This window comes from Micromonospora sp. NPDC023814 (assembly GCF_040639595.1).
Lineage (GTDB): Bacteria > Actinomycetota > Actinomycetes > Mycobacteriales > Micromonosporaceae > Micromonospora.
Genome location: NZ_JBFAAF010000005.1, coordinates 170,988 through 180,790 on the forward strand (window position 1 = coordinate 170,988; position 9,803 = coordinate 180,790).

11 protein-coding genes are annotated in these 9,803 nt (G+C 70.0%); 6 read left to right on the plus strand and 5 right to left on the minus strand.

Annotated elements, in window-relative coordinates:
* Positions 1-16 precede the first annotated feature (16 nt).
* Positions 17-526, minus strand: a complete 510-nt coding sequence (locus AB0G14_RS04460) for a hypothetical protein (RefSeq protein WP_357693619.1) — start codon at positions 524-526, stop codon at positions 17-19.
* 103 nt (positions 527-629) lie between these two features.
* A complete protein-coding gene (locus AB0G14_RS04465; protein WP_357693621.1) occupies positions 630-965 on the minus strand; it encodes a TetR-like C-terminal domain-containing protein in 336 nt (111 codons plus the stop codon).
* A gap of 146 nt (positions 966-1,111) precedes the next feature.
* On the opposite strand from AB0G14_RS04465, the gene AB0G14_RS04470 reads away from it, so the two are divergent.
* Both AB0G14_RS04470 and AB0G14_RS04475 read left to right on the plus strand, forming a co-directional pair.
* Entirely contained in the window at positions 1,112-2,383 is a 1,272-nt protein-coding gene (locus AB0G14_RS04470; protein WP_357693623.1) for a hypothetical protein, read from the plus strand.
* 158 nt (positions 2,384-2,541) lie between these two features.
* Positions 2,542-3,240 (plus strand): permease-like cell division protein FtsX, encoded by a 699-nt coding sequence (locus AB0G14_RS04475; RefSeq protein ID WP_357693625.1) that lies wholly within the window; start codon positions 2,542-2,544, stop codon positions 3,238-3,240.
* 343 nt (positions 3,241-3,583) lie between these two features.
* Here the strand turns inward: AB0G14_RS04475 and AB0G14_RS04480 are convergent, their stop codons facing one another.
* Positions 3,584-4,126 carry an RNA polymerase sigma factor gene (locus AB0G14_RS04480; protein ID WP_357693627.1) on the minus strand — a complete coding sequence of 181 codons (543 nt, stop codon included), beginning with the start codon at positions 4,124-4,126 and terminating at the stop codon, positions 3,584-3,586.
* 279 nt (positions 4,127-4,405) lie between these two features.
* On the minus strand, positions 4,406-5,083 hold the full coding sequence (locus AB0G14_RS04485) for a DUF1028 domain-containing protein (protein WP_357693629.1): 678 nt from the start codon (positions 5,081-5,083) through the stop codon (positions 4,406-4,408).
* Between the two features lie 187 nt (positions 5,084-5,270).
* Here AB0G14_RS04485 and AB0G14_RS04490 point away from each other — a divergent pair, with 187 nt between their 5' ends.
* The 4 genes from AB0G14_RS04490 to AB0G14_RS04505 all read left to right on the plus strand — a co-directional run bounded on the left by AB0G14_RS04490 (position 5,271) and on the right by AB0G14_RS04505 (position 8,426).
* Positions 5,271-5,615: a hypothetical protein gene (locus AB0G14_RS04490; RefSeq protein ID WP_357693631.1), complete on the plus strand. Its 345-nt coding sequence runs from the start codon at positions 5,271-5,273 to the stop codon at positions 5,613-5,615.
* Between the two features lie 91 nt (positions 5,616-5,706).
* Positions 5,707-6,135, plus strand: coding sequence for a hypothetical protein (locus tag AB0G14_RS04495; RefSeq protein ID WP_357693633.1), 429 nt, complete (start codon positions 5,707-5,709; stop codon positions 6,133-6,135).
* 59 nt (positions 6,136-6,194) lie between these two features.
* Positions 6,195-7,139 (plus strand): RNA polymerase sigma factor SigJ, encoded by a 945-nt coding sequence (gene sigJ, locus AB0G14_RS04500; protein WP_357693635.1) that lies wholly within the window; start codon positions 6,195-6,197, stop codon positions 7,137-7,139.
* 93 nt (positions 7,140-7,232) lie between these two features.
* Positions 7,233-8,426 (plus strand): FAD-dependent oxidoreductase, encoded by a 1,194-nt coding sequence (locus tag AB0G14_RS04505; protein WP_357693659.1) that lies wholly within the window; start codon positions 7,233-7,235, stop codon positions 8,424-8,426.
* 90 nt (positions 8,427-8,516) lie between these two features.
* Here AB0G14_RS04505 and AB0G14_RS04510 read toward each other — a convergent pair whose 3' ends face one another.
* Positions 8,517-8,930, minus strand: coding sequence for a hypothetical protein (locus AB0G14_RS04510; RefSeq protein WP_357693637.1), 414 nt, complete (start codon positions 8,928-8,930; stop codon positions 8,517-8,519).
* Positions 8,931-9,803 lie beyond the last annotated feature (873 nt).

Sequence of the window (9,803 nt, forward strand, 5' to 3'; positions counted from 1 at the left end):
CAGATCGCCGTGCCGGTCAGTCTTCGTAGAGCGGGTGGTCCGTGGTGTTCGGTTTCGTGTCGTCCACACCGATCGCCCGCAGGTCGGCCGTGTTGAACGTCAGTTCCGCGCGGTCGCCGAGCATCACCGCGACGAGCGCGTCGAGCATCTCCAGGTGGGTCTCGCGCGACTCGGCGGTGAGGGCGTCGATGCGCTGGCTGGCCGTCATGACGCGCTCGCCCTCCGCCCCCGCCTCCTCGACCTTCCGGATCAGGAGGCCCGTCTCCAGGAAACCGGACCACGGAGTGCGCAGTGCGAAGAACGAGGCGGCCGTCGAGGAGAACAACATGAACAGCACCCGGTGGGTGAGGGTGTCGACGCCGTCCCGGTGCAGCCGCAGCCCGAAGAGCTGCTGGAGCCCGTCGAGCATCGCCGCGTAGTGCGCCTTCAGCGCCGCGTTGTACGCCGACGATTCGGGGTGGTAGCCACCGAATCCCCGCTCCTGCGCGGCGAGGTAGACGCGGACGAGGTCACGCCGGTCGTACATGCAGCCCTCCCCGTGGTGAAGCACGGACGCTACCTCGTCCGCCTCCGTTCCAGTGGGCGGGAGGTTCGCTGTGCCGGACAGCCGTCGGTGCAGTCCCGAGGGTTCAGGTGCCGACGGCGGGGTCGTCCGGGCCGGTCAGGGCTTTCCATGCGGTGTCGACGAGTTCGCGGACGTCGGTGCCCGTCAGGGTGCCGTCGACCAGCCGCCGGCAGCCGAGCGGGCCGGCGAGGAGATCGCGCGCGGTGGCCGGCGACGTGTCGGACGGGAGGTCGCCACGGGCGATGCCGCGCTCGACGACGTCTGGTGACGGTGTCGAGGCGGGGACGCAGGCACCGCTCCCGCAGCGGCGCGGCGAGGTCGTCGCGCCCGATGCTGTCGGCGAGCACGCCGAGGACGACCCCGCGAAGCCACCACCACCGGTCTTCGTCGGGGCGGCCACGGCGCGGGTGCTCCGCAGTGGAGGACCAGCGGAGTTGATCGACTGTGACGGATGACTCGCCTCCGGCGCTGGATCATGGGACGGGCACGGAGGCCCGCTCCGGCCGTGACCTACTCCGGCCGATCCCTGCGACAGACGAGGATCTGATGCATTCCACTCCTCATCCAACCCGCCGTAGCCGGCTCGCCGAGGTGTCCGGCCTCGCCGTGCTGCTCTCGCTGGCGGCCGCGACGCTCCCGGCCGCGCCGGCCGTCGCCGCGCCGTCCCGGGCGGACCTGGCGGTCACCGCCACCGCCGTTGCCCCCCGCGACCAGGTCGTCGACGTCGGCGGCGGGGTAACCGTCGAGGTTCAGGTCCGCAACGCCGGCACCCGGTCAGCGTCGGACGTCACCCTGACCTACGGCCTGCCGGACGGCGCGTACTTCACCGACGGCAACGGCGCACCGGAGGGCTGGACCTGCGACTTCGGCCCGGCCGCCACCTGCACGTACGGCGCGCTGGCCGCGGGGGCGAGCGCACCGTCGCTGCGGTTCCACTTCTACTTCCCGCCCGCGCCGGCGGGCACCGTCTCGGCGGTCACCGCTACCGCGAAGACCACCAGCCCCGAACTCTCCACCAGCAACAACACGGGCAGCGCCCCGATCACGTACGTGCGAGGGGTGACCGACCTGGAGGTCATCGCGACCCAGGCCGACCCCGCCCAACCGATCGTCGGCGACACCGTCAACGTCTCCGTGCAGGTGCAGAACGCCGGGAACATGACGGCGGAGCAGGTCCACGTCCTGGTGCCGCTGCCCGCCGGCCTAACCCGGGTGAGCGAGGACTACAACAGCCCCTGGTACTGCGAATTCGGCGACACACTCGTCGCCGGCCAGCCGGGCTGGGACTGCGTGTACTACCAGATGGTGAACGGGTGGACGGACGAGCCGCTGGACCTGTCAGCCACCATCGCCACCGCCGTCCCGGGCGACGTGGTGACCTTCACCGCCAAGGCGACCACCACCTCCCCCGAGGACGACCTCGCCGACAACACCGGCCAGACCTCCGTCACGGTGGCTGAGCCGGGGACGGTACGCGGCACGGTCTGGCTGGACGCCGACCGGGACGGGGTACGCGACGCCGACGAGACCGGCGTGACCGGCGCCCAACTGTCGGTCTGGGTGCAGGACGACCAGACCGGCCAGACGTACGTGCGGGCCACCGTGGCCGCCGACGGCACCTGGACGGCACTGTTCCGTCCCGGCGGGGTGGTCGCCAGCTTCACCGTTCAGGCGCCGTACTGCTTCGCGGACTCTGTCGACGGCGATCTGGCGATGTATCACAACTACTCGTACGGCGGCGGCACCGCCGCCAGCAACCCGGCGACCCTGGCACCGGCCGGCGAGGCGGTCATCGACGCCGCCGTGGTCCGCTGCTGACCATCGACTGATCCTCGATCCAGGGCCGGCGCTCCTGCCGCCCGGGAGCCGGCCCCCGCCCCGCGTCGTCCTGGCGCCGGGCGGGGGCCGGCACCGAAGTCGCGCCGGCCAAGACCTTGGGATCACTCGACGCCTCGCGCCCACCTACGATCTGACCCATGCGTCGCGTCGCGCCGGTATTGGCTTTGTTGCTCCTGGCCGCTTTGTCCGCTTGCACCTCCGAGCCGAAGGAAGCCGGGCACACGACATTGACCGTCCTGCTGGACCGGGATGTGACGGCAGCGCAGAAAAGTGTGGTGGAGCAGCGGCTACGCGCGATGCCGAGCGTAACGGGCGTCGCCTTCGAGACCCGCGATCAGGCCTACGAGAAACTACGGAAAGACTCGCCGGACCTGGTGGCGGACCTGGATCCGGAGAACCTGCCGGAGTCCCTTCACGCGACTGTCACGGACGCGTCGGTCGCCGAGGCAGTCGATCTGGTGATGGGTACGGTCGACGGCGTCGAGTGGGTCGGGCTCAAGATCGCTGATGCTGATCCCCCGCCGTCGCGGATCGGGGCGATCGTCCGGCTGGAACCGACGGCTACGGAAAAGCAGCGAGCCGCCGTAGAGGAGGCCGTCCGGGCGCTACCGCACGCGGAGTCGGTCGAGTTCGAGGAGCGCGACGCCGCCTATGAGCGTCTGCGCAAGCAGTGCCAAGGCAAGGGCGATCTGGCCGCGCAACTCGACTCGCAGGTGGCGCGCGCTTCGCTGCGGCTCCAGCTTCCCTTGAACGGGAAGGGTGGGACCGGGCTGCCCGAGATCGAACGCCTTGACGGCGTCGAGGCGATGCGCCTGGTGCCGGTGGCGATGCTCTGAGTGGCGCCGGAGCGGCCAACGGGGGAGCGGCGCCGCCCGGACCGCGACGCATCCCGGCGGGTGAGTGAGTCGAGTTCGCCGTCGCCCCTACGTCGTCCTCCTCTGCAGCTCGCAGCGACCGTCGGTGCAGGAGCGCTGCAGGCGCCCCCTCGAAAGCGTCTGTACGAGGCCGACAGCCCAGCACATCGGACATCCGCGGAGTGCGAGCAGGCCAACGGGGAAGAGCAGCAGGCTCACCGGGCCGACGACTGGCAGGAGGGCGATCGAGCCGATCAGCCCGCCGAACCCGACCACGCCACGGGCGAGGTGCCGCGCCAGCGATTGGCTGGTAAACGATGGACCGTCAGCCATCGATCAACCCTCCCTGCAGGGTGCGGTGCACCGAGGCGCGGGCGCGGTGCAGCCGGGACTTCATCGCGGCCGTGCTGAGGCCGAGCGCGTCGGCGACGGCCCGGCCCGGGAAGCCTTGGATGTCCCGCATGATCAGCACATGACGCTGGTCGGCGGGCAACGCGGCGATCGCCTCGGCGACACGGCCGGCTTCGAGACGTTGCAGCACCTCGTCCTCGGCCGACGCCGTGGCGATGTCAACCACTGGCGCGGGGCGATGGCCGACGAGCCGCAGCCGCCGCAGGCATTCGTTGCGTACGATCCGAAACATCCACGATGCCAGCGCCCCAGAGGCACGCAGCGTGCCGATCTTGCGGTAGAGGATGATCAACGCCTCCTGCGCCGCATCCTCGGCGTCTTCGGGCGTGGCGCACAGCGTGTGCGCGAACCGCCGCACGCCCGGGTACGAGCCGGAGACCAGCGCGGTGACCGACGCGATGTCCCCGCGCTGGGCGGCGAGAACCAACTGCTCGCTCGGCCATGCCGTCTCAGCCACGGGAACGTCCCCTCCGCCGCCGCAGGAATACGGTGCACGTGCAGACCACGAGGGCTCCGACGGCGATGGCAACCCACCATACGAGGTCCATGTCATCCTCCAGTTCTCCGCCGGCGCGTCTCGCCGGCACAGGTAAGAGGCGACGAGCCCGTCAGAGGATTCGGGTCCTGACCGACCAGTTGCAACGCCGAAGGGTGCGCGCCCGCACTCGACGAGAAGGCAGCCACTTGTACGAAGATCGTCTGTGATTCATCGGAGCCGGTCTCCTGCGGACGCGGGCTACCCGAGAGCCTGCCGGGCGGCCTCGCCCATGGGGTCGTCGCGGGTGGGTAGCTGCTGGATGGTCGGCAGCACTTCCTCCTGGAAGACGCCGTGCAGCCGGCGCAGTTCCCGCGCCGGATGCTCGGCGTCGTCGACCCGCACGTCCCAGAGCGGGTACGGCTGATCGTCGATCACCGTCACGGTCGCCGACCGTGCGCCGTGCCGGTCACCGCCGGTCTCCTCGCCGGCCTCGATGGCCAGCACGAGCCGCTCCGCCAGGTCGAGTTCCCGGCTGTCCTCGAACACCTGGACGATCTCCGCGAGGGTCTTCGGGCCCACCAGGCGGTTGCCCTGCACCGCGTAACCCGGCCCGGTGCGGTGCCCCGCCCAGTCCCTTGTGCGGGAGCCGGTGAAAGCGTGCGAGCGACCCTGGCGGTCGACCATGCCGACCTGCCGTACATCCCGACCCGGGTCCCGGGCCAGCAGCTCGGTCAGGACGTCCTGCGGCGAGCGGCCCTCGCCGAGCAGCGGCAGGCCGTCGTAGGCCAGGAACGGGTTGGGGGTGGCCTGGGTCGCCACCGCACCACCGCCCGGGTGGACGTGTGCGACGAGCTTGCCGACCGCCGGCCTGGCCGTCAGGGCTCCCACCCCGAGTTGGCCGGTACGCGCACACCGTGCGGCGATCGAGAAGGTCACGGTCGGCAGGTACCCGGACGAACGCCCTGCATGCCCCATGCCCCTGGAGGGTCTCGGAACCCTCAGCGTGGTGCTTTGCGGCGCGCTGAATTGCTCGACCCGGGCCGATACAAGTTCCGTTACATTGGCATGTCGCCCCTACGTGCCCTATCTGGTGCTTCTTGACTTACCGGAGGTCAGACAGCCCATGCAGATCTACTACCTCGAAATCGTGACCAAGGACGTCGACCTGGTATGTGCCACCTACGCAGCGGCGAACGGGGTGCAGTTCGGCGAGCCGGACTCCGGGCTCGGCAACGCACGGACGGCCGAAATGCCGGGAGGCGGGCTGGTGGGGGTACGGGCGCCGTTGCGCGCGACCGAAGAGCCGGTGGTGCGGCCCTACTGGCTGGTAGATGACATCGAAGCGGCTGTCGCAGCGGTGGTGGAGGCCGGCGGCGAGATAGCCGTGGAGCCGCTGGAGATCCCCGGGCATGGCACCTTCGCCATCTACGTCCAAGGCGGCAACGACCACGGCTTCTGGCAGCGGTAGACGATCAGCCGAGACACGCCTGTCAAGGACCACCTGAGACACGGCAGTTGGAGATGCATGACCGCTGCGCGCCACGGTTACCGGCCCGTGGATGGCCCAGACGAAACCGGGCTGCAAGGTCATCTACAAGGTCAGGAACATCACGCGAGCTATCGATGGACAGCACCGGCAGGTGCAGCTCGACGGCCTGACGCCGGACTTCAGCGTCCCACAGCTCATCGCGAGCCAGTCGCAGAGCGAGCGCCTCGCTGTGGTCGCTGTCTCCCCAATTCGCTCGGGCTCTCGCAGCGTCGGCGAATCGACCCCGCAATGCCCGATCCCGAAACTGCGGCGTTGGCAGGAGGAAAGCTGCCTGACCTGGCCACGTCAGCAGCGGAGCAACCTCGCCGGGCAGAGTTCGGAAATCATCGACCAGGACCGGACGCTCAGCGGGCATCGCGAGCAGGTCATCGACAACGAACCCGAACGTCGGCCCCGGCCGTTGGCGTGCGGTGTGGCGAGGGCAGCAGGGGCCAGGTAGAGCCACGACAGGTGGCTTGCCGGCGGTGCGGAGTCGAGGTGGCTGGTTAGGCTCGGACCATGCCCCTTACCGCGGACGATGTCGACCGGTTCGTGGCTTTCAGGCCGCGCCTGGAGGCCATCGCCTACCGCCTCCTCGGATCTGCGGGGGAGGCCGAGGACGCCGTGCAGGAGGCGTTCCTGCGCTGGCAGGCCGCCGACGTCGACCGCATCGAGGTGCCCGAGGCGTGGCTGACGAAGGTCCTCACCAACCTGTGCCTCAACCAGCTCACCTCCGCACGGGCGCGCCGCGAGACCTATGTGGGTCAATGGCTCCCCGAGCCGCTGCTCGCCGGGGACCCCATGCTCGGCCCGGCCGACACCGCCGAGCAGCGCGAATCGGTCTCGTACGCGGTCCTCACCCTTTTGGAGCGCCTCTTACCGAAGGAGCGGGCGGTGTACGTGCTGCGGGAAGCCTTCGACTACCCGCACCGAGAGATCGCGGAGATCCTCGACATCACCGAGGCCGCCAGCCAGCAGATCTTCCACCGCGCCAAGAAGCACGTCGCGGACGGCAAGGCGCGCACCGAGATCGACGAGGCCGCCGCCCGGCGGATCGTCGAGCAGTTCCTGGCGGCCGCCACCAGCGGCCAGACCGAGCCGCTCGTGCGTCTGCTGACCGAGGACGCCATCGCGATCGGCGACGGCGGCGGGAAGGTCCCGGCCCGCGCCAGGGCGTTCGAGGGCGCCGTCGCGGTCGCGAAGTTCCTGCGGGGCCTGTTCAAACCCGGCGAGGTCAAGCGTGCCCTGGTCGGCGGCGCGCCCGAGGTCTACGCCTGGACCGCCAACGGTGACCCCGCCGTCGTGGCGGTCGTGGCCGGCCGGGTCATCGGCGTCATCTGCCTGGAGGTCACGGCCGAGGGCATCGCCGCGTTCCGCAGCCAGGTCAACCCCGACAAGCTCGAACGCGCGACCGCGCACTGGGCGGCCGCCAACCACGGAGAGCCCCTGTTCCACGCCTTCTGACCGTCGTGTGAGGTGCTTCACATCGCGCTCCTGTCAGGAAACGGCGGGCCGTCCGGTTCAAGTGGCGAACCCGCGAAAGACAGGAGCAGGGAAATGCAGCATCGCATCACCGTTCTCGGAGCCGGGTACACCGGAGCCGTCGCCGCCGGCCGGCTCGCCAAGCGGCTTCGCCACGAGGACGTCGCCATCACCCTTGTCAATGCCGAGCCCGACTTCGTCGAACGCGTGCGGATGCACCAGTTGGCGGTGGGCCAGGACCTCAAGCCCCGGCCATTCAGCGAGATGTTCGCGGGCACCGGCGTCGAACTGAGGCTCGCGAGGGTCACCGGCGTCGACGTCGACCGCAAGACCGTCGCCGTCACCGACGCGAACGGCTCCGAAGAACTCTCCTATGACACGCTCGTCTACGCCCTCGGAAGCGGCTGGAACGCCCAGGGCGTCCCCGGGGCTGCCGAGCACACCTTTGAGATCGCCAGCCGGCCCGGAGCACTCCGACTGCGCGAGCGCCTGGCCCGCCTCGACGCCGGGCAGACCGTGGTCGTCGTCGGCGGCGGCCTCACCGGCCTGGAGGCCGCGACCGAGATCGCCGAGGCCCGCCCGGACCTCGACGTCGCCCTCGCCGTCCGCGGCGGTCTCGGCGACTGGCTCTCGCCAAAGGGCCGCACGCACCTACGGAAGGTCTTCGGCAAGCTCGGGATCACCGTGTACGAGCACGCCGCCGTCACCGGCGTCGACGCCGACCACGTCGCCACGGCCGACGGCAAGACCATCCCGGCCGCAGTCACCGTCTGGACCACCGGCTTCGTGGTGCATCCGATCGCGAAGGCGACCGCCCTGGAGGTCACCGGCACCGGCCAGATCGTGGTCGACGAAACCATGCGCTCGGTCTCGCACCCCGACGTGTACGCCATCGGCGACGCGGCCTACGCGATGGGCTCGGGCGACAAGCCGTTGCGGATGTCGTGCGCCTCGGGCGTCCCCATGGCGTGGCAGGCCGCCGACGCGATCGCGGCACGCCTGGTCGGCGGGAAGCTCCCGGACACGTCGCTGCGCTACTTCAACCAGTGCATCTCCCTGGGCCGCAAGGAGGGCTTGATCCAGTACGTCACCGCCGACGACCGTGCCGTGCAGGCGGTCCTGACCGGACGACTCGCCGCCGTCTACAAGGAGCTGGTCTGCAAGGGCGCCGCCTGGGGCGTCGCCAACCCGACGCTCGGGCTGCCGACCCGCCGCCGCGTCACGCGGGAGCGGGCCGCGGCGGGCCCGGCCGTCAAGGCGCTGGGGTAGGGCTCGACGCGGGGCGGGCGGTCGCCGGAGTGTGTGCGTCAGCTTGGCTGTTTGGCGGCGCCGCGTCCGCAGCAGGGGCCGCGCGGCGCGCTAGTTGTTGGGCGGAAGCGCCCCGCGCCCTCGTATGTCGCCGTCGGTGCGGGCGAGCTGGCCTGCGAGGTAGTCGCTGAGCGACGTGGCCTCTGGCACCTCGGGGTCGCCGGCGCGGCCTACGGGGGCGTAGCGAGTGTGCCGTAGTTCCGCCACGAACTCGGACACGGGCGCACCGGCGTGTAGCCCGACGGTGATCGCGGTCGACAGGGCGTCGGTCAGGCCGGCCAGGGTGGAGCCGTGCTTGCCGACGTGCAGCGAGACGTGGGCAGACCGGTCAGCGGCGGCGGTAATGACGAGGCGACCGGGCGTGCCATCCAGGACGAATTCGGTCGTGGTGCCTGCTGTCCGGCGAGGTGCCGGTATCCGAGTTCGCCCAAGGTCCGCCATCGTCGGGTGCTCCTCCACGGTCACGCCTCACCCGGTGCCGGCGAGGACCTCGACACGGTAGGCAGCCGGGCGAGCCGGCACCAGCGCGACACGGCATCCCTGGTGAAGCTGCCACCGGTACGGAATTGCAAGCGGAAGGCCGCCTGGTCATGGGAGTACGGGCGAGATGGCCAAGCGCTGCTGCGGGCCTTCGCTGGCTGGTGTTGACCCCTGTATCGGGCACGGACCGGCCACGAGCCCAGGTGACGCCCGGGCTTGAGCTTAACCCCTGCCTTGTAAAGATCAGGAATGCATCTGTGCACCGCGTCCGCACACGTCCGCGAACGGCCGCACGCTCGGAGCCTCTTCCATGCCGGCCCGCGTGAGCGTGCCGCCGTCCGGCGCGGTTGCTGTCACCGTTGCTGTCGAAGCAGTGCCGCACACGGTTTAGGAAGGGTGTAGCGCTGGCTGCGCCATCCCTCGCCCTACCAGGACATACGCCCAACGGCTTCCCGCCGATGTGCTTGATCATTCCGCACATGTTCCGGATCTTGTCGCGGGTAGGTTCGGGGGCCTGCCAGCAACCAGAGGTTCTGGTCGCTTGCGAGATGATCAGCCTCAATATGGGCTGACAGTTGTCAATCAGCTACGGAACGTAGTGGATTGCTGTAACAAACTAGCCGCACTGCCCGGGGATTCGCATAGCCCTCAGGCCACGTGCCCGAAAACTGGAGGCTGAGTGAGTAAAGCAAGGCTAACACTGCGACTGATGGCCACCTCCGGACTGCTTGTCGCCGGAGCAATCCTGCCCGCATCAGCCGCCGTGACTGGTCAGGTGCTCGTCGGCGGGTCGGCTTGACCTGGGGCGTTCGGGTTGGATCATGGTTGGGTGTGCGGAACGCCGTCGATCGTGGAGCT